This window comes from Spiroplasma endosymbiont of Notiophilus biguttatus, assembly GCF_964030985.1.
GTDB lineage: Bacteria > Bacillota_I > Bacilli_A > Mycoplasmatales > VBWQ01 > Spiroplasma_E > Spiroplasma_E ixodetis_A.
Window position 1 is genome coordinate 661,206 of record NZ_OZ034993.1, and the last position, 25,334, is coordinate 686,539.

Sequence of the window (25,334 nt, forward strand, 5' to 3'; positions counted from 1 at the left end):
ACATAGTCGCATTAGATGAAGAGATATCCAAAGAAATGATACGAGAAGAGAAATTAGATAGTGAAATAAGATTATTGGAACTTGAAGGAACAAATATAGAACAGCAAATTGAAAATTTTAATGCTCATGATTTAAATAAAAAATTAATTTTATCAAAGTTAAAATTAAAAACAGCAAGATTAGCTGTTAAGTTAGAAAGAAGAACATTTAAAACAAAAAGAATATTTTGTAAAATTGCTAGAAATGAACTTGAAATAGCAAATAAATTTTTTTCAATAAAACAACAAAATTGATGATTATCTCCAAATCTAAAATCAGAAAAAGAAGTTTTAGATGCAAGATTAAAAATAAGATTAAAATTGAAGATGGAAAATATTTGTGATTTAAATCGTAATATAAGTAGAAGAAATTTAGATATTGCAAAAATAGATAAAAAAATTGCAAAATTAAATGTTAGTATAAATAAAAAAAATATTGAAATTAATGGTTGTCTTGCAATAGTAAGACAAATTTATAATTCACAAAGTATAAAAACGCAAATAAAAATATTATTAAAATCTCCTTTTATTTGATTGAATAAACAATTTCAAAAATATAAATATGAAGTAACATTAAATCAATATCAAGCTCAGTTAGAAAAATTAGAAAAAGAAATCCAAAAATTAGAAATAGATAAAGGAGGAGGATATTTTTCTAATAAATTTTGAGTTATTATTAGTTGTGGTCGTTTTAATAATAGTAGAAACAATGAAATTAAACAACAAAAAAAGGCAAAACTATATGAAATTAAGCAAAAGATTTCTGGATTAAGAAATCAAGCAACTATGCAATCTCAACCTACAACGTCTAGACATGCTGTATCTTGAAATGAAATGGATCCCAATCGCTGTTTCAATGAAATTGGATATAATGATGATAGAGGGTTTACTTCTTCTTTTTAATATATTAAATAACGCTTTTCTCCCTTTATCTACTATTTTTTAATTTTATCACATAAATGCTGAGAAAAGCGTATCTACGGACTTCTCCCCACATTTTTAAATTAAACATAGCATTACAATTTCAAAACTAGGTATCTTGTTGAATTTATATGCAGCTTCTTTGGCATATAAATAAACATGATGTTTTGCAACTTTGATATGTGTTTTAAATGTTCTTCTTATATGTTTTCAAACTGATTCAATTTGATTGGTATTTACACCAGTTTTTGAAACATAACCATCAAGATGGTTAACTGTTTTATGTTTTGGGAAAACCAATTTGAAATCGCAATATCCTTTTCAATCATCAGTATATACATGACATTTTGAAGAAATGTGGCTTCTTGCAAAATTCAAAAGACTTTTACTCTTTGCATTTTTCAATACTTTCACAATTAAATTATTAGTTGTTTTTTCATAAATGCCAACAATCAATGTTTTATTTTTCAAGGATCTTCCTTGTTTTTCAATTTCACTATATTTTTTAGTAAGTTGCATTAATTGTTCTAATTTTATGACCCATTCTCCATGCTGTTTTTAAGGTCACTCTCAATTCTTTTGAAACATCAGTTGACGGAATTCCATGTTTGGTGTTTATTCATCTAAAGATGAGATAAAATAATGATCTTAAAGATGTTTGTGACCTTGAAAATATGCTACCGGTGAGAATACTAAATGTTTGATTGCATTTCAAACATCTTATTCTTTTTAAATTAGAAGTATTCAAATTAAAACTAGAACACCTAATACATTTGTTTTCTTTCAAATTTGCTATATATGCAAGACATTGCTGTTCAGTTTGAAAAGCATTGTTGAACTCATTCAGTTTCATTGTTCCCTCCACAAGTACATGTGGGGAGAAGTCCATTAAATAATTATAATAATAAAAAAGTGAATTATTAATTCACTTTTTTATTATTATATAATGTATTTTTTCAGTTAATATTTTTTACTAAATTGTGTGATTTGTTTTATATTTCATCAAAAGATGAGTTAATGACTTTACTTTTACATGGCTTGGATAGATGATTTATTTGAATCTGGATGATCTATCGGTTCGCTTTCATTTATTAAGTTTGCATTAAATGGTTGAAAATTAAATTGTTTTATTAATTTTTTAAAACTAAAATTTTGTGCTTGTTGATTAGCAAATCTTTCTATTCCTTTTATACTATTGGTTGCTATTTCTTTTGTAATTGAAATTTTTGTTCAAAATCAATCAAAATAAGAAAAAGAAGAAGAAGTAAGAGTATTTTCAAAAATTACTGTCAATAGTGTTAGTGGAAGTGCTTTTTTAATATTTTCAAAATTTATTTCTTTTTCTTCACCATAAAGACCAGTTAAAATATTTTTTAAAATTGATACAAAAAGAAGCATACTAACAGTACTACCATATTTAATGATTTTTGAAAAGTTTAGATTTTTTAAATTTTGTCATAATTTTTCAATACAAGGTTGAACAATTTTATCAAAAATTAATTCTTCAATTAAAATACTAGTAAAAAAAATACTTATTCTTTCTATAAAAGAGATGAAGTTGAAATTTTCTTCACTAACATATAAATATAAAAATTGATCTCAAATACTAATACCACCAATTACTAAAGAAAAAGATAAGTATTTTCATTTATTTTTTAAAGAAATAAGTTTGTAATTTAAATACGATAAATTCATTACTGTAACACCACTAGTAACACTCATTAATATATCTCAAAAATTATTATAAAGATTTTTAGGTAACTGTTCTTTATGAAAATAATTTTTAGCTTCAAATAATAATACTGATCCGAAAGCAAAATTTAAAAAAAATGTATTAGGTAAAAACATATATTTTGAACTTAAATTTTTTTTAAAAAAATTAGGTTTTTCTTTATTTATTGGTAAAAAAGTAGTTAAATCCAAGTCATTTAAATTATTATTGTATTCTCTTTCTTCTTCATTATTGTATACTTTATATTTTGTTTCAATTTTTTTATTTTCATTTAAATTTGATAATTCTAAAATAACTGTACCATCATTTAATATAATTTCTTTCATTAAATATAATTGATTATTAATATTTTCTATTTTTTCATTTAAAACATCACCCGTTATAAATTTTGTATTATATTCTCAATTACCATTAATATCTAATCTTTTTTGTGTTTTTCCACCATAACGCTCATCAGTATCCCTTCAATCATTGCTAAAATTAACAATAGTATTTACTGAATCACTATCAAATAATAAATTGTTTAAATTATTATTTTCTCTTGCATTTGTTATTTGATCATCATCTAAAACTATAATACTTTCAGTACTACTTGAATTACTATCATTTATAGAAGGTTGTTGATTGGTAATTCCATAATTAGTATGTTTATTTTTTTCTAATAAAGGTAATTTTTCTGTATTAATCATCTTTTCATCCCCTTCAAAATAAAAAACCATTTACTTTGAAATGAAAGTAAATGGATTAAAAAACTTATATTAATTTTTATATTTATTATAAAGAAATAAAACGTATTTCACAATATATTTTTATCTAGTATTTTAAATAAAATTTATTTAATTTTTTTTATTAAAAATATAATTGAATATAAACTAAAAAGCAAAAAAAATATGGAAGAAGATAAAAAAGCAAAACTATTAAAGATGATATCATAAAGAAATGTAATCAAAATAAATATAAAATAATGATAAAAAATCAGAAAAAAGTTTCAGACAAAGTAGTTCAAATATTAAAAATAATTTAATTATTAGATTCTTTAATATCATTAAACAATTATCATCATAGGCATTTTGATTGCTTGTATTTTAATAAAAAACAATTCTGGGTACCCAGAATTGTTTTTAAAGAAAAATTAAAAGTTATTAACGATCATCACCATTATTAATAGTACCTTTAACAATAACATAATCAGATTTTGTTAATGCAGATAAATCTTTACCGCCAGCATAAGAAATAGCAGATTGTAAATCTTCTTCCATTTCTTTATAAGTATCAGCAATTGAACCTTTATATGGAACAAGTATTTTTTTACCTTCAATATTTGTCGCTTCCGCTTTGTTAAAAATACTTGCTGATCCAAAATATTCTTTGTAAGATTGACCATTTATTGTAACAATTTTGCCAGGTGATTCATCATAACCCGCTAAAATACTTCCTGCCATAATCATAGTGGCACCAAAAGCTATTGCTTTAGCAATATCACCATTACATCTAATACCACCATCTGCAATTAATGGTTTAGTGGTGCTATTGGCAACATCTTGTAAAGCATTTAATTGTCAACCACCTGTACCAAATCCAGTTTTTAGTTTAGTAATACAAGCTTTTCCCGGGCCAACACCAAATTTAATTGCATCAGCGCCTCATTTTTCTAAATCTTTAACAGCGGTTTTTGTCATAACGTTACCAGCAATAATAAAAGGTTTAGTATTTGTTTTAGCAAAAGTACTTTTTATAAATTTAATCATTTCTTCCATAGCATTGCTATGACCATGAGCAATATCAATAGTAATAAATTCAGGAATTAGATTCAGTTTGATTAATTGTTCAAGTAATTCTTTATCCTCTTTTTTAACACCAATGCTAATTGAAGCATATAACTTTTGTTCATGCATACTTTTAATAAATTTAATTTGATCGATATTAAAACGGTGCATTACATAAAAGTAATTATTTTTAGCCAATCAAATACATAATTCTTGGTTAATGACAGCACTCATATTTGCCGGAATAATTGGAATTTTAAAAGTAAAACCATTTAGTTTAACACTGGTATCACATTCTTTTCGTGATTTAACTATTCCTTTATTTGCAATTAGATTTATATCTTCAAAATCAAATTTTATATTCATTTTTATTTATTCTCCTTAGTGTTTACTAATTGTAATAGTCAAAATACGTACATATTATTTTATAATGTTTTAAATAAGATGTTAAAGGACTAAAACACCATTAGTATTATATATTATTTTTTTGGAATTTAATTATCTTTATTATTAATTAAGTCTGATAATTGGTTAATCATTTTCTTTAAATTAGTAATTAATGGGTTATAAACATCAATTTGTGTTAAATCAACACCCGCATCTTTTAAAATATCTAATGGATATTTGCTGCCACCAGCTTTTAAAAAGTTAAGTAAATTTTCTTTTTTACCATTTTTAACATCTTCATAAAGTTTATAAGAAACGGTAATTGAAGTAGCATACTTGTAAACATAATAAGGTGAGTGGAAAAAGTGAAGAATTCGTGGTCATGAGTATCCTTTTGCTTTTTCTTCGTATTTATCTAATGCTTTTTGTCCATATTTATTAGCTGTATTTTCAAATAAATCAGCCAAAATATCAGCGTTTAATGGCACTTCTTTTTCTACTAATTTATGTGCTTCTCATTCAAATTCAGCAAATTGAATTTGACGAAAAAAAGTACCAATTACAGTTTCAATATGAGTTTGTAGTAAGTAAATACGTTCTTGATTATTTGACGCTTTATTATATAAATAATCAAAGGCTAGATGTTCATTAACTGTTGAAGCAACTTCAGCTAAAATAATTGGATAGTCAGCATTTGGATATTTTTGATATTTTTCTGAAAATAGGGTGTGAACAGAATGACCTAATTCATGAGCTAGTGTATTAAGTGAATTAATAGTATCATCTCAATTCATTAAAATAATGGGTTCTACACCATTACCACCCGTTGAATAAGCACCAGTTCGTTTATTTGTATCTTCATAATAGTCAATTCTACCTGGTAATAATGCTAAGTTTAATTGTTCTAAATATTCATCACCTAAGATACTTAAGATTTCTTTGACTGAATTAATACCTTCTTCAACACTGAATTTTTTGGTTGGTATTGTTGTCATTTTTAAACTAGTATCACTACTATAAAATTTTTTAAATTTAAAAAATTTACGTTTTAAATTATAAAATTCTTCTACTAAAATAGCGTCTTTCTGTCCCGTTTTTATTAAATTTTCATATAGTATTAATGGTACATCATCACTTAATAAACTATATTCTAAAGTAGTTAAATGTTTTTTATTATCTTTTTCTTTATCATTATTACGAATTTTTATTTCTTCAACAGCTACTTCTAAAATACTTTCATAAACTTGTGCTAATGAATGTTTTTTATTTTTAATATCTTCATAAAATTTTTTTGAAATATCAACTCTTAATTGTTGATCTTTTACTGGATTACTATTTTCTAAAATGTCTAAATATAAAGTTTGTGTTAATTCTTGTTCTTTATTTTGATAATTAAACATTGTTTTTTGTTTATCAGCATAAACCAAACTATCATATAAACCACCAGCAGCACTTCTTGATTTACTAACTTTGCTTAGTAAAGTTTCATCGTGTTCACTTAAAATAAATTTTTCAAATTTAAAGAAAACTTCCATATCATGTTTATATACCATTAATGAGGGCTCATTATTAATTCAGTTTTTAATAGTTTGTAAACCAATAGTTTTAATTTCTGGTTCAATCCATGCTAACTTTTCCGATAACTTACTTTGTTGAGTTGCAAATAAACTAGATAATTGTTGTAATTCTAAGTTAGTTTGATCTAAATCTCCATAATGTAAATATTGCGCAACTTTAGAGCCTAACATTGATATTTCTTTGCTAATTGCTAAATATTTTTTAAAGTTATCAATATTATTTAATTTTCCTTTAAAAGTTAAAAGTTGATTGGCAAATTTATCAAACTCAGGTAAAGCTTTTTTTCAAGATTCATTATTAATAAATAAATGCTTAAAATCTCAGCAGTACTTTTTTTTATCTTTTTCATTTAATTCAGAACGCTTCATAGTTTTTGCTCCATTCTATGGTAATATTACAATACAATAATAATACAATAATATTGTTTAACTTATTTATTTTTGTTGTAATTTTCGAAAATATTAATTCAGATATATTGTAATTATTTTAATATTACCATTTAGGAGTGAAAATATGGATAAAAATATTCTACTTAATGTTAGTAGTAAACTTGAATTAAAATTAACAGTGGTATTTGCTGATAAAGTTCCTCATGAATTGATTGCTAAAGAAAAAAATAAATTAACATTAATTTCTGAAGATAAAACTTATTACCTATATTTAGGTGATAGTAAAGGCTTAACTCGTAATGATGTTTATAATTTTTTTGTAAATTTTAGTAGTAATAATAGTCAAGATTTGGATATTGATGTCAAATCTTTTGTTACGACTAATTTAGATGAAAGTATACTTTTACAAACTATATATGAAGCATTATGATTTGGTACTTTTAAAGAATATACTTTAAAAAGTAAAAAGAATGAAGAAAAAAAAGTTAAATATAATGTTGTTTCAACAGCAAATTTTCCTAACTATACTTCACAACAACAAATTGAAATCCAAGGAGAAAGTATTAATTTAGCACGTAATTTGCAAGATATGCCACCTAATTTGTTATATCCCGAAGTTTTTGCAAAAAAAATTCAAGATGCAGCAAAAGGTATTAAAAATTTATCAGTAAAGGTTTTAGGGCAAAAAGAAATAGCAGAACTAAATATGAATTTATTATTAGCAGTTAATGCTGGAAGTAATTTTGATGCTCGTTTTGTTGTTTTAGAATATAAAGGTGATCCACAGCATGCTGATGATATTTTAGGTTTAGTTGGTAAAGGAATTACTTTTGATAGTGGTGGTTATTCATTAAAACCTTCTTCAGCAATGAAAGGTATGAAATTTGATATGTCAGGTGCAGCTAGTGTATGTAATGCTGCCATTGCTGCTGCTAAATTACAATTAAAAATAAACTTTGTAGCTGTTGCTTGTTTAACAGAAAATAAGATTGGTAGTCATGCTACTTTAGTAGAAACAGTCTTTACTTCAATGAATGGTAAAACTGTAGAAATTAATAATACCGATGCCGAAGGAAGATTGGTATTAGCAGATGGTATGACATATGCTTTACGTAAAGGAAAAGCAAATCGTATTATTGAATTATCAACCTTAACTGGTGCAATGTTAGTGGCATTAGGTAGTTATATGACTGGTGCTTTTGCTACTGATGATAAATTATTTAATGATTTTGATTTATCATCACAACAAACTAATGAAGAAATTTGAAGAATGCCAATTCATCAACAAAATATTTTAAATATGCGTTCATCTAAAATAGCTGATTTAAGTAATCTTTCTAAAGATCCATATGGTGGTTCATCAAATGCTGCTGCATTTTTAAAAGAATTTAGTGAAGATAAACCATTTTTACATTTAGATATTGCGGGAACTGCTTATAAAAATGATCGTGGTATGGGTGTATTAATTAAAACATTAGTTCAATATATGAAAAATTATAGTACAAGTAAATAAAACTATAAAAAGGAATAATCATAACAATTATTCCTTTTTTATTTTATAAAAAAGTTATTTAACAATATTTTTAGTTAATTGGTATTGGAAAAATATTTGATTCTATTTTTTGTAGTGTTTTTAATAATGGTGGTAGTTAAGAATTATTAATTTTATTAATATTTAATAGATTACTTGTATCAATAGTATCATTTAATTTAATATTTATTTTTTCTAAGAACCTGTTTAGAATCTTTTAATAAAATTGAAATAAAGGAAAGAACAACCATTTGTAAACTAGTATTTAATTTTCTTTCACAATTTTTTCATAATCTTCTACATTTTTCTAATCAAGCAAAACTTTGCTCTACAACTCATCTTTTTGGTAATACTACAAAAGAATGTAATTCATTACGTTTTACAACTTCAACATTCGCATTTATAATTGTTTTGATTGCAGAAGCAAATTTTTCACCAGTATAACCAGCATCTACTATTATTTTTGAACTGTAGAAAGATTTTCTTTTTCATTTTGAATCATTATTATGGCACTATTACGATCTGTTTTTTCTGGTGAAGTTACTTAAATTGCATATGGTAAACCTTGAGAATCAACAGCAATATGATGTTTTATTCCTGAAATCTTTTTACCAGCATTATGACCTTTGTTTTTAGTAGTATCTGTATTTTTAACACTTTGTGAATCAATTATACAAAAACTGGTTTTTTCTTTTCGATGATTATTGATACGAACTTTTCTAACTAATTTTTTTTAAAATTAATTGTCATATGCTAGGTTCTTTACCATTATTTTTACTTCAAATTTGAAAATAATAATATACAGTTTGTCATTTTGGAAAATTTTTTGGTAACATTCTTCATTGACAACCACTTTTTAATACATATAAAACTGCACAAAATACTTCATATAAATCTAAATTTCTTGGTTTTGTTTTCTTTTTGACATTTTCTAAAATTAATCTTATGTTCTCAAATTGTTCTTTAGTGACATGACTTGGATAATTTTTATGCATATATACCTCTTATTTTAAAATATATAGTAATTAGTTTAATATGAATATAATCTTAGTTAATTATTAAGTTTTTTTTAATAAAATTGAAGTTTAAACTTCAATTTTATTTTTTTGTATTAATAAATAATTAATATTTTTATTTTCTTTAATGAATTTTTCTTCATATTCAGTTTTAATAAATGCTTCATCATTTTTTATTATATTATTATCTTGATGTAGATTGATTGTATATTCTAATAAATTTCATTTATTTTTTTGAAATTCTAAAAGTGAATAATTAAATAAATTGTTATTATCTGTTTTAAAGTGAAGTTGACCATTTTTTATTAAAATTTTTTTGTATATTTCTAAAAATTTTTGGTATGTTAATCTTCTTTTAAAATGTCTTTTTTTAGGTCATGGATCAGAAAAATTTAAATAAATTTTATTAATTTCATTATTGGCAAAAAAATATTTTAAATTTATAGCATCTTCTATAATTATTTTTAAATTAGATAATTTGTTTTCAATTAATTTTTTTAATAGTATAGTTATAATAGAAATGTTTTTTTCAATAGCAATATAATTTTGATTTGAATTTTGTTTAGCAAGATTTATAATGAAATTTCCTTTTCCACTTCCAATTTCAATATTGATTGGATTTTTATTTTGAAATATTTTTTTATTTCATTTCCCTTTGTAATTATATGGGTCATTAATACATAAATTATTATGTGTTAAAATAAATTCTTTTGCTCATGGCTTATTTCTTACTCTCATTGTAATTCCTTTTCTAACTTAATCAACATAGTTGTTATAAAAGTGTAACATACTAATTTTAGAATTATATCAAAATTGAAGTTTAAATATCTTTTGCTAAAAGAATTTCATTATTATATTTATATCATGTAATATTTTTATTTAAATAAATTTTGTGAAATATTTTAATTATATAGTTATATATTATCTTTTACTTTTTTAAAATAAGAAAATAATAAAAAAATAATGGTATTTTATTATTTTTTTAATAAAACTCTTCGGAATTTTACGCTTATTGGTTAACACTTAATTCTTAATAAATAATTTAATTATGATATTTTTAAATGTGATTTTTTCTTTACGGTTATTATATTTAAAACAAAATTCATTTAAATAAGATTGGAGTCATTTTTTTGAAACTCAATGAAATTGGCCGATAAAACCTCTTTTTAATATTGCTCAAAAACTTTCTATTGTATTTGTATGAATACCATTATAAGAAAAATATTTTTTGTGATTAACTTGTTCATGTGGTAAAATTTTATTCATTTTATAATATCCACGATATTCATCAGTAAAAAGAATAGAATTGTTAATATCAACATTTTCTTTAACTATTTTCATTAAATCTTCAGATTTAATACTTTTATTTTTTGCATGAAATAATTTAACATTACCATTTCGTTCAATAATGCCAACAACACACTCTTTACTAGTTCCTCTACCACGTAATGAGTTATTTTTATTATCAACATCATTATATTTACGCGGTTTTCCACCCACATATGTTTCATCCATCTCTAATATTTTTGCTAATAATTTAATCTCATCATTAGCCATTGCCTTTCTAATTTTATGCATCATTTTTCATACAGTTGCTAAACGTAAATTTAAGTCTCTTGAAGCTTGAGATGATGATAAACTTTTTTTAGCATTAGCCATTAATACTATTAAAATAAATCACTTTTGAAGTGGTACACGTGTATGATGAAAAATAGTTTGAGCAGTTACACTAAAAGACTTATGACATTTTTTGCATTTATAACGCCACTCTTTTAAAACAGAGTTAACTTTTTCACTAAAACAAAAAAGACATTTTGGTTTGTTATTTCATCTTATTTCTTCTAAAAATTTTATACAAGATTCTTGGTTTGGAAATTTATTTATTATGTCTAAAATATTCATTTTCAATCACCTTTAATTAGATTTTATTTTACTAATATCTAATTAAAGTTTTCAGAAATAATAATGTATATAAGTTATTGCCAATAAACGTAAAATTCCGAAACTCTTTATTTTTTACAATTAAATTAATAGTTAAAAGATTATGAGCAAAAAACCCATTATTTTTTTTGTATTTTTTGTATTTTGCTATTCCCTTTTACCATTACAGTATGTTATACTTACAAAGCGTGATTGTTATGTATAAATGCTGATACACTGATATCAGTTGTCATTATATCACATGTTTTGTTCTTTATTATTAAAAATCGTTCTAAGGAGGATATAGCCAATGGCAATCATAGGAGACAAAGTAAAAATTCGTTTAGAAAGTTATGATCACTCAGTTATTGACCAAATAGCACAGAAAATTAAAGATGTGTTAAAAAAAGAAGGTGCTGAAGTGGTAGGGCCAATACCATTACCAACTCATAAAGAAATTTTCACTATTCTTCGTTCACCGCATAAACATAAAGATTCACGTGAACAATTTGAAAAGAGAACTCACAAAAGAATTATTGGTGCACAATTATCACCAAAATCTTTAAATGCTCTAAGTGGACTTACTATCCCTAATAGTGTTAGTATCTCTTTGATAATCGAATCTAAAAATGAAAAAAAATCAACTTTAAGTCAAGTATCAAAAAAGATTAATAAAAAAAATCATTAAAATCGATAAATATTAATTATTTACAACATATTCCAAGGAGGAAATTATGAAAGGAATCTTAGGTAAGAAACTAGGAATGTCACAAGTTTTCTTAAACAACGGACAACTAGTTCCAGTAACAATTATCGAAGTACAACCAAATATAGTAAGTCAAGTTAAAACAAATGTAAAAGACAAATATAGTAGTTTACAACTTGCAACGTTCGATCTTCGCGTTACTTTATCAAACAAACCAACAATCGGACACTTTAAAAAAGCCGACAGTCAACCTAAGCGCTTCGTGAAAGAAATTCGTAACATGAACGGATTTAATCATAAAGATCTTATTAATGTTGCTGACGTATTCACAGAAGGTGAATTCGTTGATGTCCAAGGAACTTCTAAAGGTAAAGGATTTACAGGACGCATTAAACGTCATAATCAATCACGTGGTCCAATGGGTCATGGGTCAGGTTTACATCGTCAAATGGGTTCAACAGGTTCTATTAATGCTAACCGTGTGTTTAAATCACAACCAATGCCAGGGCAAATGGGAAATGTTAAACGTAGTGTTGCTAACTTAGAAGTTATTAAAGTAGATAAAGAAAATAATTATCTTTTAGTAAAAGGTTCAGTTCCAGGACCAAAACAAGGCTTTCTTGTTATTAAACAAGCAGTTAAAAAACCAATTCTCAAAACCCCAGTATTATTAGTTGTTAGAAAACAAAATACTACAACCGAAGTTACTGATGGTCAATAAAGTTAATTATGGAGGATAGCAAAATGAAAATTAATGTTGTTAACAACGCTGGAACAAAAGTTAGCGAATTAACTTTAAACGAAAAAATTTGAGGAATTGAACCCCACAAGCAAGCGCAGTTTGATAGTTTATTAAGTTATAATGCTACAAAACGTCAAGGAACACACGCTGTTAAAAGTCGTGCTGAAGTTGCTGGCGGTGGTAGAAAACCATGAAAACAAAAAGGAACAGGGAATGCGCGTCAAGGCTCAATTCGTTCACCACAATGAAAAGGTGGGGGGATTGTTTTTGGACCAAATACTGATCGTAATTATTTAATTGGATTACCAAAAAAAGTAAGAAGATTGGCAATAAAATCAGCATTGGCTGCCAAATTCCAAAATAAAAACATAGTTGTAATTGATGAATTAAACTTCAAAAAACCTTCAACTAAAATTATGTTAGAAACTTTAAAAGTTTTAGAATTAGCAAATAATAAAACACTAATTGTTTCAGGAATAAGTAGTAAAGAAACAGTTATTAAATCAGGTCGCAATTTACCTAGAACAACAACAATCACTGCTAATAGTATTAATATTTACGATTTATTAAATGCTAAAAAAGTATTATTTACTACTGAGGCAATTAAAATCGTTGAGGAGGCTTTAATTTAATATGCATTTAAGTGAAGTTATAGTAAAACCAGTATTAACTGAGAAAACTTATAAACAAATGGCTGAAGGTATCTATACATTTACTGTTAACCGTAAAGCTAATAAAAGTCACGTTAAAAAAGCCTTTGAACAGATTTTTGAAGTTAAAGTAGCAGACGTTAATATTATTAATAGTAAACCAAAAACTAAAACTGTTGGTAGATTTGTTGGAAAAACATCGGCAGTAAAAAAAGCTCTTATTAAATTAGCTCCTGGTGAACAATTAAGTTTGTTTAGTTCTGAAGAACAAAGCTAATGAGATTGGAAGGAGAAAAAAACAATGGCAATTAGAAAAATTAATCCCACTACTGCAGGAAGACGTAATATGACCGTTCTGGATTACAAACAGAACTTAACTATTGGTAATAGCCCTGAAAAATCTTTATTAGTAAATTTAGTTAAACAAGCTGGTAGAAATAATCAAGGTAAAATTACAGTAAGACATCAAGGTAATGGTCATAAGGTTAAATACCGTATTATTGATTTTAAACGTAACAAAGATAATGTAGTTGGGACAGTTAAAACAATTGAATATGATCCAAACCGTAATGCTAACATTTGTCTTATTTCTTATCTTGATGGTGAAAAGCGTTATATCTTAGCACCAAAAGGAATCAAAGTAGGAGATAAGTTATTAAGTGGTGAAAACAGTGATACTGTTAAAATTGATATTACTGTTGGTAACTGTTTACTATTATCACAGATTCCACAAGGAACAGTTGTTCATAATGTTGAATTAAAACCAGGTAAAGGTGGACAAATGGCACGAAGTGCTGGTGGTAGTGTTCAAATTCTTGGTCGTGATGAAACAGCTAAGTATACATTATTAAAATTAACATCAGGTGAAGTTAGAAAAGTATTAAGTAATTGTCGAGCTACAATTGGTACAGTTGGAAATGATGATCATAACTTAGTAAACATTGGTAAAGCAGGAAGAAATCGTTGAAAAGGAATTAGACCTACTGTTCGTGGTAGTGTTATGAATCCAAATGATCACCCACATGGTGGAGGAGAAGGTAAAGCCCCAATCGGAAGAAAAGCTCCAGTAACACCATGAGGTAAAAAAGCATTAGGATTAAAAACTCGTGATAGTAAAAAAGCATCAAATAAATTAATTGTACGAAGAAGAAATGCAACAAAGTAGGAGGAAAGTAATATATGTCAAGATCTTTAAAAAAAGGACCCTTTGCTGATAGTCATTTATTAAACAAAGTGGAGACTCAAAATAAAAATAAATCAAAAAAAATTATTCAAACTTGATCTCGTCGTTCAACAATTTTCCCACAATTTGTTGGACATACATTCGGTGTACATAATGGCAAAACACATTTACCTGTATATGTAACAGAAGATATGGTTGGTCATAAATTAGGAGAATTCGCACCCACACGTAAGTTTGGTGGTCACGGTTCTGACAAGAAAAAGCGTTAGGAGATAGAAATTATGGAAGCAAAAGCTCATTTAGATAAATTACGCATTAGTCCAAGAAAAGTGCGTTTAGTAGCCGATTTAGTTCGTGATAATGCTGTTGCCAAAGCTCTAGTAATTCTAGCTCATGAAAAAAAACGCGCAGCACAGCCAATTATAAAATTAATTAATTCAGCAGTTGCTAATGCTGCTAATAACTATGGAATGGAAGCCAACAAATTACGTATTAAGGAAATATTTGTAAATGAAGGTCCAACTATGAAAAGATTTATGCCCCGTGCTCATGGTAGAGCATATCAAATCTTAAAAAGAACAAGCAAAATCACTATCGTGGTTAGCGATAATTAGGAGGTAAATAAGTAATATGGGTCACAAAGTTAGTCCAAATGGATTAAGATATGGTATCAATAAAGATTGACAATCACGTTGATATGCAACTAGTAATGAAGATTTAGCAAAATGAATTTTAGAAGACCACAAAATTAGAAAAGCACTATTTGCGCATTTAAAAACTTCTGGCGTTTCTAAAATTGAAATTGAAAGAACTAAATCACAAATTACCTTATTTATCCACTGTGTTCGTGTTGGTTCAGTTTTAGGGCAAGGTGGATCAAACATTGAAGTATTAACAACACTAGTTCGTAAAACAATTAAAAATCGTAAAATAGGTATTAGAATTAATGTTGTTGAAATTAAAAATCCTGATATTGATGCGCAAACAATTGCTAATACATTAGCACAACAAATAAGCAATCGTATGTCACATCGTACAACACAAAAATTAGCAATTCGTAAAGCACTTCGCGCTGGAGCAAAGGGAATTAAAACTCGTGTTTCAGGAAGACTTGGTGAAGCGGATATGGCACGTGTTGAAGGTTATTCAGAAAGTAGTGTTCCTCTAGCAACATTACGTAGTAATATTGATTATGCTACTGCTGAGGCAAAAACAACTTTTGGTCAAATTGGTATTAAAGTTTGGGTATATAAAGGTGAAATTTTATCAGGAACTGACTCAACTCAACCTGAAATTATTTCAAAATACAATCAAAGAAATAATAACAATCGCCGAAATAATTACTCACAACAACCACGTAAGGAGGTAAAGTAAGATGGCTATACCTAAGAGATATAAACACTCTTGCGTTCACCGTTTAAGTTATGAAGGAACTGCAAAAGGTTGTAAAACAGTTGCTTTTGGAACTTACGGACTTCGTGCTGAAGAAGGTTCTTACATTACTGAAAGACAAATTGAAGCAGCCAGAGTAGCAATGACACGTTACATGAAACGTGGTGGAAAAGTTTGAATTAGAATCTTTCCACATTTACCAATTACTAGAAAACCAGCGGAAGTACGTATGGGTTCAGGAAAAGGTTCAATTGATCATTGAGTCTCAGTAGTAAAAGCAAAAACAGTTATGTTTGAAGTATCATATCCTAATGAAGCAACAGCACGTGAAGCATTGCGTCTTGCAATGCACAAGTTGCCAATCAAATGTAAAATTGTTACTAGAGAAATAAAACCAACAGAAGAAGTAAAGGTTGCTAAAAATTTAACAACAGAATTGGGTGAAGCAAATGGAAATGCAAGTAATTAAAAATAAATCAACTTTACAATTACAACAACATGAAGAAACTCTTCGTGCGCAATTGTTTGCTTTACGAATTCAAAGTTCGTTAGGTAAACTAGAAACTCCGCATATGATAAATAATCTTCGTAAGGATATTGCTCGTATTAAAACTGAATTAACTATCAGAATTAATAATGGTGAAAAAATCAAACCATTACATATTAATAAAATGGTATTACCAGAAGAAAATAAAGAAAGCAAAAAAACTAAAAAAGTTGCTAAAGTTGATAAAAAAGATATTAAAGTTAAAACAATAACTAAATCAGAAGTTATTAAAGAATCAGATAAAATTGCTAAAAAAGAAGTTACTGAAAAAACAACTAAAGCAAAATCATCAAACAAAGAAGATAAAAAAGTTACTGCTACTAAAGTAGAAAAACCATCTAAAAAACCTACAGTTAAGAAAACTGTTACACCAGCTAAGGAGGACAAAGAATAATGACAAATATTATTCCAAACAAACAACGTAAAACTTTTGTTGGAATTGTAAGTTCTGACAAAAATGATAAAACAATTACTGTTGTTGTTGAAACTTCAAAACGACACCCAATGTACCATAAAAGTTTTAAGTCAACTAAAAAGTATCATGCCCATGATGAAACTAACCAAGCTAAAATTGGTGACAAGGTTGAAATCATTTCAACTCGTCCACTTTCAGCTCTAAAACGCTTCCGTTTGTTAAAGATTATTGAATCTAAAACAAATAAAAAAGCTTAATTAACCAGGAGGATAAGAAAGATGTTACAAAATCTATCGTGAGCCAATGTGGCTGACAACACTGGTATTAAAGAAGTTATGGTTATTAGAGTTTTGGGTGGTAGTACTAAAAAATTTGCTAAAATTGGTGATATTGTTGTTTGTTCAGCAAAATCAGTAACACCTAATAGTGCAATGAAAAAAGGACAAGTTGTTAAAGCAGTTGTCGTACGTAGTAAATTTGGTGTAAAACGTAATGATGGTTCTTGTGTAAAATTTGATGATAATGCAGTAGTAATTATTAAAGAAGATAAAACGCCACGTGGTACTAGAGTATTTGGTGTCTTGGCTCGTGAAGTTAAAGAGCGTGGTTATAATAAAATTGCTTCTTTAGCAGAAGAAATTGTTTAGGAGGATGAAATAAATGGCAAGCAAAAAGAAACCAGTTATTAGTCTTGATACTAAATTAAAAAGAGGCGACCAAATTAAAATCATTGCAGGAAAGCATAAAGGTCATACCGGACCAATTATCCAAGTACTTCGTGAAAAAAATCGTGTTATTATTGAAGGTATTACTGCTAAGAAAAATAAAAAACCTACTCAAAATGATCAAGAAGGTGGAATTGTGGAAGTAAAAACTAGTGTTCACATTTCTAATGTAATGATCATTGATGGTAAAAAAGATAAAAAAGTAACAAAAATTGGGTACAAAATTGATAAAGATGGCAAAAAAGTTCGTATTGCACGAAGATCTGAAACAGAATTACGATAATAAAGGAGTAACAGCATAAAAATGAATCGTTTACAAGAAAAATATAATAAAACTATTATTCCCCAATTGCAAAAAGAATTAAATTTTACATCAATAATGCAAGTACCCAAAATTGAAAAAATTGTTATTAATATTGGTGTTGGAGATGCAAGTAGTAATCCAAAAGCCATTGATAATTCAGTATCTGAATTATCAAAAATTACTGGTCAAAAACCAATTATTACTAAAGCAAAAAAATCAATTGCCGGCTTTAAATTAAGAGCAGGAATGCCAATTGGTTGTAAAGTTACATTACGTGGTGAAAAAATGTATGATTTCCTTGATAAATTTATCTCAATTTCTTTACCAAGAATTCGTGATTTTCAAGGTTTATCATCTAAAGGATTTGATCAAAATGGTAATTACACTGTTGGTATCAAAGAACAAATTATTTTCCCTGAAATTAATTATGAAGAAGTAGATAAAGTTCGTGGTATGGAAATCTCAATTATTACCACAACATCAAATAATGCAACAGCATTATTATTATTAAAAAAAATAGGATTACCGTTTAAAAAACAAGGAAAGCAGGTGGCATAAGATGGCAAAAACTTCATTAAAAGTAAGACAAGCCCGTAAATCAAAGTTTAGTACGCAAGCATATACACGCTGTCAAAAGTGTGGCCGTCCTCATGCGGTTATTCGTAAATTTATGTTATGCCGTATTTGTTTTCGCGGTTTAGTATACCAAGGACAAATTCCTGGTATTAGAAAAGCATCATGATAGGAGGTATATAATTATGATGACAGATCCAATAAGTAATATTTTAACAGTTATTCGTAATGCTATTAGCGCTGCGGATAGCAGTAAACATCGAGTAGTTAGTGTACCTTCTTCAAAACAACTAGTTAAGATAGCGGATATCTTGCAAAAAAATGGTTATATTGAAAAATATCGTGTTACTAAAGAAAATCCTAGCAAACCTAAATTAGAACTTTTATTAGTTCATACTGGTAAAAGCCCAATTCTTGGTTTAAAAAGAATATCTAAACCAGGATTAAGAATGTATGCAAAATGTGAAGACTTACCAAGTGTGTTAAATGGTTATGGAATTGCAATCATTTCTACATCAAAAGGTATTATGACAAATAAACAAGCAAAAAAACTTGGTCTTGGTGGCGAAGTTCTTGCTTATGTATGATAAGGAGGAAACTATATGTCACGTATTGGTAACCGTATCCTTACCATTCCAGTAAATACTTCAATAACGCTAGATGCAAGTAATTTGTTAACTGTTACAGGAGCAAAAGGTTCTTTAAAAAAACTATTACCAAATGTTATTAAAATTAACGTTGATGAAGAGAAAAAAACTATTACTACAACAAGACCTGATGATAACAAAAAAAATAAACAACTTCACGGAACAACTAATTCATTAATTAATGGAATGTTAGTTGGTGTATCAACAGGTTTCATGAAAGAATTAGAAATAAATGGTGTTGGATATCGTGCTGCTGTCCAAGCTAATATCTTAAATTTAACATTAGGATATTCTCATCCTATTAAGTTTCAAATTCCGCAAGGAATTACTATTGTTGCTCCTAAACCAACAGTATTACAAATTAGTGGTATTGATAAACAATTAATTGGAGAAGTTGCAGCCAAAATTCGTAAATTCCGTAAACCAGAACCATATAAAGGTAAAGGAATTAAGTATAAAAATGAACACATTCGTCGTAAGGAAGGAAAAGCTGCTGGTAAAGGTAAATAATCTTATACTGGCACTTAAGGAGAATAGAAAATGATTAATAAACAACAAGCTCGTAAAGTTCGTCATTATCGTATTCGTAGTAAAATTATGGGTACTAGTGAAAGACCACGCTTAAATATCTTTAAATCTAATAATAGTTTTTATGCTCAAATTATTGACGATACTGCTTCAAATACAATTATTGGTGTATCAACATTAACATTTAAAGATTTAGCATCAAAAAGCAATATAGATGCTGCTACTAAACTTGGAGAAACAATTGCTAATTTAGCTATTAAGAAAAAAATTAAAAAAGTGGTTTTTGATCGTGGTGGATATTTATATCATGGTAAAGTGAAAGCATTCGCAGAAGCAGCGCGTAGTGCTGGATTAGAATTCTAAAGAAGGAGAATTAAAAGTATGAGTTTAGAAAATAAAAAAACAATTATTGATGATAAAGAAAATACTGAAGTTCAAAAATCAGTAGCAAAACCTTCTGTTAAAGCAGAAGTAAAAAATCTTACTGGTAATGAAAATAAAATTAGACATACTAATTCATCACAACCAAGAAATAGCCACGATAAAAAAGAAAATAAAGTTCGTGAACCACGTAAAAATTTTGAACGTAAATCAAAAAATCCAAGTGAATTTATTGAAAAAGTGATTTGAATCAGAAAAATTAACAAAGTAACAACTGGGGGAAGAAGATTGCGTTTCTCTGCTGCTGTTGCTATTGGTAATGGTAAAGGAGTAGTTGGTTTTGGGATATCTAAAGCCAATGAAGTTCCTGATGCAATTAAAAAGGCAATTGAAGCTGCTCACAAAAATTTAACAACAATTACGATAACTAAAAACAATAATTCTATTGTTCATGAAGTTAAAGGTAAATATTGTGGAAGTGAAATTTTATTAAAACCAGCTAAAGAAGGAATTGGAATTAAAGCTGGTGGATCTGCTCGTGATATTTTAGAATTAGCTGGTATTCATAATATTTATTCAAAAGCATTTAGATCTAGAAATAAAATTAATTTAGCTAGAGCAACAATTGCAGGTCTTGGCAATGTTAAACCAGTAGAATATTTTATAAAAAATAAAAATCTTACTACTAAGCGTAGTAATGGTTAGAGGTGGATCATGGAAACAACATTACATAACTTAAAACCAACACCAGGTTCTCGTAAAGACATTAAACGTTTAGGTAGAGGAACTTCATCTGGAAAAGGTAAAACGGCTGGTAAAGGAACAAAAGGGCAAAATGCTCGTACCGGTGGTGGAACAAGACCTGGATTTGAAGGAGGACAAACACCACTGTACCGTCGTATTTCAAAACGAGGGTTTACTAACTTTACTACAACCAATTATAGTATTATTAACTTAGAACAAATTGATTTAATTAAAGAGCATGAAATAACACCTGAACTTTTATTTCAATTAAAATTAGTTAGAAGTAAAAAAGATGGTATTAAAGTTCTTGGTAAAGGAAAATTAACAACACCAAAAACAATTAAAGCTCATAAATTTTCAAAATCAGCAATTACTGCTATTGAACAAGCCGGAGGAAAAGCGCAGGTGATCTAAGTGTTCACAACAACCCGTGAATTAATAAAAAAGTATAAAGAAGTTATAATTAGAATTTTATTTACCATTTTTATTTTATTTATCTTTCGTGTTGGAGCATTTATTACAGTTCCAGGAGTAACTTTGAATGAAGATTTAAGTAGTAGTAATAGTAGTGGTATTGAATTCTTTAATTTAATTTCAATGTTAGGTGGGGGTGCTATTAGCAGATTTTCTGTTTTTGCACTTGGAGTGTCACCTTACATTACTGCATCAATTATTGTACAGTTATTATCAACTGATGTTGTTCCTACTTTAACAAGATGGGCTAAATCAGGAGAAAAAGGTAAGAAAAAATTAGAGTTAATGAATCGAGTATTAACTGTTCCCTTTGCTATTATGCAAGGTTTTGCCACTATCTTTGGCTTACAATCTCAACATATTATTAGTGTTGATTGAAGTTCGGGGTCGGGAGCAGCCGGACCAGAAGTCTTTTATTATGTATTAATTCCAGCTATTTTATTAGCAGGAACAATATTATCATTATGAATGGCTGATCAGATTACTAATCGTGGTATTGGTAATGGAATTTCATTAATTATTTTTGGTGGAATTGCTGCTAATTTACCATTTAACTTAGCTTCAACTTTTAAGTATTGAGTAGGACCAGATACTAATAACGGTGTTATTTTTCAAGGGGCTTTAAAATTTGCTCTTTATTTTGCGGCCTTCCTACTGATTATTCTTGTTGTTGTATTCTTTAGTGAATCAGAGCGACACTTACCAATTCAACAAACTGGTAGTGGTTTAACTTTAAAGGGTGATAAAAGTTCTTATTTACCTTTAAAAGTTAACTCAGCCGGAGTAATTCCTGTTATTTTTTCTTCGGCACTAATTACTGCTCCAATGACAGTGGCGCAAATTGTTGATCAAAATAGTGGTTTTGCTAATTTTGCTAGAAATTATTTATCTTTACAGTCGTGGCCGGGAATTAGTATTTTTGCTATAATGACGATTATGTTTACTTTCTTATATGCACAAGTGCAAATTAATCCCGAACAAATGGCTAAGAATTTTCAAAAATCAGGAACTTATATTCCTGGCGTTCAGCCAGGGAAGGAAACAGAAGTTTATATTAAAAGAATGTTAAATCGTTTAAGTACGATTGGTTCCTTTTTCTTAACTGCTGTTGCAGTGACTCCATTTTTGATTTCTAAATTTACTAATCTACCTTCTTCATTAGCGGTTGGTGGAACTGGATTAATAATTATGGTTGGAGTAGGATTAGATACAACAAAACAAATTAAGGGACGAATTACTCAACATTCATTCTTAAATTATAAGGAAAACAAAGATGTTAAAGAACACTTATGGTCTTAGGGGGTAACGATGAATTTAATTATTTTAGGTCCACCAGGATCAGGGAAAGGGTCACAGTCACAGTTTTTGAAAGAACAATATAATTTAATGCATTTATCAACTGGTGATTTGTTTCGTGATGAAATCACAAAACAATCACCAGTAGGTAAAAAAGCTCAAACTTATGTTAATAAGGGTCAATATGTTCCTGATGAGATTACAAATGAGATTATTAGTAATACTTTAAAAAATATTAAACATAATTTTATTCTTGATGGTTATCCAAGAACAATCTCACAAGTAGCATCATTAGATAAAGTATTAACAAGTTTGAATGAAACGCTTTCAATGGTATTGTATCTAGATATTAATGAGGAAACAATTATTAAACGTTTGTCTTCAAGAGTTACTTGTCCTCAATGTAAAGCAATTTATAATCTTAATTTCCTACCACCAAAGATTACTGGTATTTGTGATAATGATGGGGTAAAATTAATTAAGCGAATTGATGATAGTGATGAAAAGACAATTATCAATCGTTTAAAAACTTACAAAGTAGCAACGGCACCATTGGTAGATTCTTATCAAGAACGTGGACTGTTAAGAACAGTGGATGCCAACCAAGATAATAGTGATATTAAAAAACAAATTAAATCATATTTATCATCATTAAAAGGAAATAAAAATAATGGTTAGCATTAAAAGTCAAAGTGAAATTCAAAATATCAAAACCGCTAGTCAAGTAGTAGCACTTATTCATAAAGAGTTAGCAAAGATAATAAAAGTTGGAATAACTGGTAAAATGCTTGATAAAGTGGCAGCACAAATTATTAAAGAAAATAATGCTGTACCTTCTTTTTTAAATTATCATGGTTTTCCTGCCACGATTTGTGTTTCAGTTAATGAACAATTAATTCATGGTATTCCTAATGATAAACCTTTTAAAATGAATGATATTGTGAAAATTGATGCTGGTGCTGCTATTAATGGTTATCATGCAGATTCTGCCTTTACAATGTGTGTTGGTGGTAAACCAACACCAGAACAATTAAAACTTATTAATGTGACTAAAGAGTCATTAAATAAAGCAATAGCAATTATTGCACCAGGAGTTAGAATTGGTGATATTAGTAACACTATTCAAACTTATGTAGAAAGCGAAGGCTTTTATTTACCAACATCATATACTGGGCATGGTATTGGTAAAAAACTCCACGAAGACCCAGCTATTCCTAATGTTGGTAAGCCCAACACTGGAATAAAATTACAGTCAGGAATGACAATTTGTATTGAACCAATGGTTCAAACAACAACTGATAAAATTCTGGTTTTAAGTGATAAGTGAACAGTAATTGCTGCTGATAAACAGCAAACTGCTCACTTTGAACACACTATCCTAGTAACTAATGATGGATGTGAAGTACTAACAATACTTAATGAAAATCAAAAAATAATGAGGAATGTAATTAATGGCTAAACCAAAACAAGTAGTTAAACCTAAAGTTCAAAAAGTAAAAAAAACTAATGATAGTACTATTGAATGTGAAGGTGTAGTAATAGAAGTCTTACCTAATGCTAGATTTAAAGTAAAATTGAATGAATATGACTTTACTCCTATTGTAAGACCATCTGGTCGTATGCAAACACATAAAATTAAAATTATCAAAGGTGATCATGTAAAAGTTGAATTATCAACTTATAATTTAACTGAAGGACGAATTACTTTTCGTAACAGAATGTCTACTACACATTTACCGATAAATAAAGATGATGAAAATAAAGAAAACTAATAGGTTTAACAGGAGGAAAATGATGAAAGTACAAGCATCAGTTAAAAAAATTTGTGACAAATGTCAACCAATCAAACGTAAAAAACGTAATGTAATCATTTGTGAAAATCCTAAACATAAGCAACGTCAAGGATAGAAATATTAAGGAGGAAAAATAAATATGACATCAAATACTAACAATGCAAGTCGAAGAATTGCGCAAGTAAATATTCCTGGAAATCAACATACAGTAATTGGTTTAACAAGAATTTATGGAATTGGTCGCAGCAAATCTTCAGAAATATTAAAAGAACTAAAAATTGAAGAAACTAAAAAAATTAATGAATTAACAGAAAAAGAATTAAGTTCAATTAGTCAATTAATTGAAAAGAAATATAAAACCGAAGGTGAACTAAGACGTGAAGTGTCTTTAAACATTAAGAGATTAATGGAAATTGGATGTTATCGTGGTATTCGTCATCGTAAAGGATTACCAGCTAGAGGACAATCAACAAAAACTAATGCAAGAACTTGCAAGGGACCACGTAAAACGGTTGCTAACAAGAAAAAAGCAAGTTAATTAGGAGGAAAAAAATAATGAATATAAAAACAACAGTAAAGAAAAAAATTAAAGTTAATCCTAATTTTATTAAAGCAAAAGCATTTATTAAAGCAAGTTTTAATAATACTATTGTTACTATTACTGATCTTAATGGTAATGTTATTGCTTGATCAAGTGCTGGAGCAGTAGGTTTCAAAGGAACTCGTAAATCAACTCCTCACTCAGCACAGTTAGCAGCTGAAGCTGCAGGTAAAACTGCTATGGAACACGGAGTTAAAATTTTAAGTGTTTTTGTTAATGGAACAGGCCCAGGAAGAGAACCATCAATTCGTAGTTTACAAGCAGTAGGTTTTGAAATCAAAGATTTAAATGATGTGACACCAATCCCTCATAATGGTTGTCGTCCACCAAAAAAACCAAGAAAATAAAGTAGGTG

At 27.8% G+C, this 25,334-nt stretch carries 35 protein-coding genes and 2 pseudogenes; 29 read left to right on the forward strand and 8 right to left on the reverse strand.

Annotated features, from left to right (window positions below; genetic code table 4):
• Window positions 1–35 precede the first annotated feature (35 nt).
• Window positions 36–941, forward strand: a complete 906-nt coding sequence (locus tag AAHM85_RS03995) for a hypothetical protein (RefSeq protein ID WP_342261078.1) — start codon at window positions 36–38, stop codon at window positions 939–941.
• A gap of 96 nt (window positions 942–1,037) precedes the next feature.
• Here the strand turns inward: AAHM85_RS03995 and AAHM85_RS04000 are convergent, their stop codons facing one another.
• From AAHM85_RS04000 to pepF, 5 genes are all read right to left on the reverse strand, one after another.
• Window positions 1,038–1,478, reverse strand: a complete 441-nt coding sequence (locus AAHM85_RS04000) for an IS1595 family transposase (RefSeq protein ID WP_342261079.1) — start codon at window positions 1,476–1,478, stop codon at window positions 1,038–1,040.
• Window positions 1,465–1,824, reverse strand: coding sequence for a hypothetical protein (locus AAHM85_RS04005; protein ID WP_342261080.1), 360 nt, complete (start codon window positions 1,822–1,824; stop codon window positions 1,465–1,467). The genes AAHM85_RS04000 and AAHM85_RS04005 overlap by 14 nt, the downstream gene beginning before the upstream one ends.
• Before the next feature lie 164 nt (window positions 1,825–1,988).
• Complete coding sequence (locus AAHM85_RS04010; RefSeq protein ID WP_342261081.1) at window positions 1,989–3,380, reverse strand: hypothetical protein; 1,392 nt, start codon at window positions 3,378–3,380, stop codon at window positions 1,989–1,991.
• Between the two features lie 453 nt (window positions 3,381–3,833).
• On the reverse strand, window positions 3,834–4,823 hold the full coding sequence (locus tag AAHM85_RS04015; protein ID WP_342261082.1) for a GMP reductase: 990 nt from the start codon (window positions 4,821–4,823) through the stop codon (window positions 3,834–3,836).
• A gap of 128 nt (window positions 4,824–4,951) precedes the next feature.
• On the reverse strand, window positions 4,952–6,790 hold the full coding sequence (gene pepF / locus AAHM85_RS04020) for an oligoendopeptidase F (RefSeq protein WP_342261083.1): 1,839 nt from the start codon (window positions 6,788–6,790) through the stop codon (window positions 4,952–4,954).
• Between the two features lie 145 nt (window positions 6,791–6,935).
• On the opposite strand from pepF, the gene AAHM85_RS04025 reads away from it, so the two are divergent.
• Entirely contained in the window at window positions 6,936–8,324 is a 1,389-nt protein-coding gene (locus tag AAHM85_RS04025) for a M17 family metallopeptidase (protein ID WP_342261084.1), read from the forward strand.
• Window positions 8,325–8,521: 197 nt separating this feature from the next.
• Here AAHM85_RS04025 and AAHM85_RS04030 read toward each other — a convergent pair.
• The 3 genes and pseudogenes from AAHM85_RS04030 to AAHM85_RS04040 all read right to left on the reverse strand — a co-directional run bounded on the left by AAHM85_RS04030 (window position 8,522) and on the right by AAHM85_RS04040 (window position 11,260).
• Window positions 8,522–9,337: pseudogene (locus tag AAHM85_RS04030) on the reverse strand (IS5 family transposase).
• 90 nt (window positions 9,338–9,427) lie between these two features.
• Window positions 9,428–10,096: a tRNA (guanosine(46)-N7)-methyltransferase TrmB gene (gene trmB / locus AAHM85_RS04035; protein WP_342261085.1), complete on the reverse strand. Its 669-nt coding sequence runs from the start codon at window positions 10,094–10,096 to the stop codon at window positions 9,428–9,430.
• Between the two features lie 285 nt (window positions 10,097–10,381).
• Window positions 10,382–11,260: an IS1595 family transposase gene (locus tag AAHM85_RS04040; protein ID WP_342260886.1), complete on the reverse strand. Its 879-nt coding sequence runs from the start codon at window positions 11,258–11,260 to the stop codon at window positions 10,382–10,384.
• 334 nt (window positions 11,261–11,594) lie between these two features.
• On the opposite strand from AAHM85_RS04040, the pseudogene rpsJ reads away from it, so the two are divergent.
• From rpsJ to rpsK, 27 genes and pseudogenes are all read left to right on the forward strand, one after another.
• Window positions 11,595–11,897 (forward strand): annotated as a pseudogene (gene rpsJ, locus AAHM85_RS04045) (30S ribosomal protein S10); the annotation flags it as partial.
• A gap of 115 nt (window positions 11,898–12,012) precedes the next feature.
• Window positions 12,013–12,705 carry a 50S ribosomal protein L3 gene (gene rplC / locus AAHM85_RS04050; RefSeq protein WP_342261086.1) on the forward strand — a complete coding sequence of 231 codons (693 nt, stop codon included), beginning with the start codon at window positions 12,013–12,015 and terminating at the stop codon, window positions 12,703–12,705.
• Window positions 12,706–12,728: 23 nt separating this feature from the next.
• Window positions 12,729–13,358, forward strand: coding sequence for a 50S ribosomal protein L4 (gene rplD, locus AAHM85_RS04055; RefSeq protein ID WP_342261087.1), 630 nt, complete (start codon window positions 12,729–12,731; stop codon window positions 13,356–13,358).
• 1 nt (window position 13,359) lies between these two features.
• Window positions 13,360–13,653 (forward strand): 50S ribosomal protein L23, encoded by a 294-nt coding sequence (rplW, locus tag AAHM85_RS04060; protein WP_252319250.1) that lies wholly within the window; start codon window positions 13,360–13,362, stop codon window positions 13,651–13,653.
• A 24-nt stretch (window positions 13,654–13,677) separates the two neighbouring features.
• Entirely contained in the window at window positions 13,678–14,541 is an 864-nt protein-coding gene (rplB, locus tag AAHM85_RS04065; protein WP_342261088.1) for a 50S ribosomal protein L2, read from the forward strand.
• A gap of 14 nt (window positions 14,542–14,555) precedes the next feature.
• The gene (gene rpsS / locus AAHM85_RS04070; protein WP_174480930.1) at window positions 14,556–14,828 is read left to right on the forward strand and encodes a 30S ribosomal protein S19; all 273 of its coding nucleotides are present in this window, start codon (window positions 14,556–14,558) and stop codon (window positions 14,826–14,828) included.
• 12 nt (window positions 14,829–14,840) lie between these two features.
• Window positions 14,841–15,173 (forward strand): 50S ribosomal protein L22, encoded by a 333-nt coding sequence (rplV, locus tag AAHM85_RS04075; protein WP_174480929.1) that lies wholly within the window; start codon window positions 14,841–14,843, stop codon window positions 15,171–15,173.
• 16 nt (window positions 15,174–15,189) lie between these two features.
• Window positions 15,190–15,933: a 30S ribosomal protein S3 gene (gene rpsC, locus AAHM85_RS04080; protein WP_252319246.1), complete on the forward strand. Its 744-nt coding sequence runs from the start codon at window positions 15,190–15,192 to the stop codon at window positions 15,931–15,933.
• 1 nt (window position 15,934) lies between these two features.
• Window positions 15,935–16,420 carry a 50S ribosomal protein L16 gene (gene rplP, locus AAHM85_RS04085; protein WP_281748520.1) on the forward strand — a complete coding sequence of 162 codons (486 nt, stop codon included), beginning with the start codon at window positions 15,935–15,937 and terminating at the stop codon, window positions 16,418–16,420.
• Complete coding sequence (gene rpmC, locus AAHM85_RS04090; protein ID WP_342261089.1) at window positions 16,401–16,892, forward strand: 50S ribosomal protein L29; 492 nt, start codon at window positions 16,401–16,403, stop codon at window positions 16,890–16,892. The genes rplP and rpmC overlap by 20 nt, the downstream gene beginning before the upstream one ends.
• Window positions 16,892–17,170, forward strand: a complete 279-nt coding sequence (gene rpsQ, locus AAHM85_RS04095; protein ID WP_252319243.1) for a 30S ribosomal protein S17 — start codon at window positions 16,892–16,894, stop codon at window positions 17,168–17,170. The genes rpmC and rpsQ overlap by 1 nt, the downstream gene beginning before the upstream one ends.
• Window positions 17,171–17,191: 21 nt before the next feature.
• Window positions 17,192–17,560 carry a 50S ribosomal protein L14 gene (gene rplN, locus AAHM85_RS04100; protein WP_174480924.1) on the forward strand — a complete coding sequence of 123 codons (369 nt, stop codon included), beginning with the start codon at window positions 17,192–17,194 and terminating at the stop codon, window positions 17,558–17,560.
• Window positions 17,561–17,573: 13 nt separating this feature from the next.
• Window positions 17,574–17,921: a 50S ribosomal protein L24 gene (gene rplX / locus AAHM85_RS04105; RefSeq protein WP_342261090.1), complete on the forward strand. Its 348-nt coding sequence runs from the start codon at window positions 17,574–17,576 to the stop codon at window positions 17,919–17,921.
• A 21-nt stretch (window positions 17,922–17,942) separates the two neighbouring features.
• Window positions 17,943–18,500, forward strand: coding sequence for a 50S ribosomal protein L5 (rplE, locus tag AAHM85_RS04110; protein ID WP_342261091.1), 558 nt, complete (start codon window positions 17,943–17,945; stop codon window positions 18,498–18,500).
• Between the two features lies 1 nt (window position 18,501).
• On the forward strand, window positions 18,502–18,687 hold the full coding sequence (locus tag AAHM85_RS04115) for a type Z 30S ribosomal protein S14 (RefSeq protein WP_174480921.1): 186 nt from the start codon (window positions 18,502–18,504) through the stop codon (window positions 18,685–18,687).
• 13 nt (window positions 18,688–18,700) lie between these two features.
• Window positions 18,701–19,105, forward strand: coding sequence for a 30S ribosomal protein S8 (rpsH, locus tag AAHM85_RS04120; RefSeq protein ID WP_174480920.1), 405 nt, complete (start codon window positions 18,701–18,703; stop codon window positions 19,103–19,105).
• 12 nt (window positions 19,106–19,117) lie between these two features.
• Window positions 19,118–19,672 carry a 50S ribosomal protein L6 gene (gene rplF / locus AAHM85_RS04125; RefSeq protein WP_342261092.1) on the forward strand — a complete coding sequence of 185 codons (555 nt, stop codon included), beginning with the start codon at window positions 19,118–19,120 and terminating at the stop codon, window positions 19,670–19,672.
• Between the two features lie 30 nt (window positions 19,673–19,702).
• A complete protein-coding gene (gene rplR, locus AAHM85_RS04130) occupies window positions 19,703–20,053 on the forward strand; it encodes a 50S ribosomal protein L18 (RefSeq protein WP_174480918.1) in 351 nt (116 codons plus the stop codon).
• Between the two features lie 18 nt (window positions 20,054–20,071).
• Entirely contained in the window at window positions 20,072–20,776 is a 705-nt protein-coding gene (rpsE, locus tag AAHM85_RS04135) for a 30S ribosomal protein S5 (RefSeq protein ID WP_342261093.1), read from the forward strand.
• Window positions 20,777–20,785: 9 nt separating this feature from the next.
• The gene (gene rplO / locus AAHM85_RS04140; protein ID WP_342261094.1) at window positions 20,786–21,229 is read left to right on the forward strand and encodes a 50S ribosomal protein L15; all 444 of its coding nucleotides are present in this window, start codon (window positions 20,786–20,788) and stop codon (window positions 21,227–21,229) included.
• Complete coding sequence (gene secY, locus AAHM85_RS04145; protein WP_342261095.1) at window positions 21,230–22,588, forward strand: preprotein translocase subunit SecY; 1,359 nt, start codon at window positions 21,230–21,232, stop codon at window positions 22,586–22,588.
• A 9-nt stretch (window positions 22,589–22,597) separates the two neighbouring features.
• Complete coding sequence (locus AAHM85_RS04150; RefSeq protein WP_342261096.1) at window positions 22,598–23,263, forward strand: adenylate kinase; 666 nt, start codon at window positions 22,598–22,600, stop codon at window positions 23,261–23,263.
• Window positions 23,256–24,044: a type I methionyl aminopeptidase gene (gene map, locus AAHM85_RS04155; protein WP_342261097.1), complete on the forward strand. Its 789-nt coding sequence runs from the start codon at window positions 23,256–23,258 to the stop codon at window positions 24,042–24,044. Before AAHM85_RS04150 ends, map begins: the two co-directional genes overlap by 8 nt.
• A complete protein-coding gene (gene infA, locus AAHM85_RS08455; protein WP_425289712.1) occupies window positions 24,037–24,357 on the forward strand; it encodes a translation initiation factor IF-1 in 321 nt (106 codons plus the stop codon). The genes map and infA overlap by 8 nt, the downstream gene beginning before the upstream one ends.
• Before the next feature lie 22 nt (window positions 24,358–24,379).
• On the forward strand, window positions 24,380–24,493 hold the full coding sequence (rpmJ, locus tag AAHM85_RS04165) for a 50S ribosomal protein L36 (RefSeq protein ID WP_174480911.1): 114 nt from the start codon (window positions 24,380–24,382) through the stop codon (window positions 24,491–24,493).
• 24 nt (window positions 24,494–24,517) lie between these two features.
• A complete protein-coding gene (gene rpsM, locus AAHM85_RS04170) occupies window positions 24,518–24,916 on the forward strand; it encodes a 30S ribosomal protein S13 (protein WP_174480910.1) in 399 nt (132 codons plus the stop codon).
• A gap of 17 nt (window positions 24,917–24,933) precedes the next feature.
• Complete coding sequence (rpsK, locus tag AAHM85_RS04175) at window positions 24,934–25,326, forward strand: 30S ribosomal protein S11 (protein ID WP_252319229.1); 393 nt, start codon at window positions 24,934–24,936, stop codon at window positions 25,324–25,326.
• The last annotated feature ends 8 nt before the right edge of the window (window positions 25,327–25,334 follow it).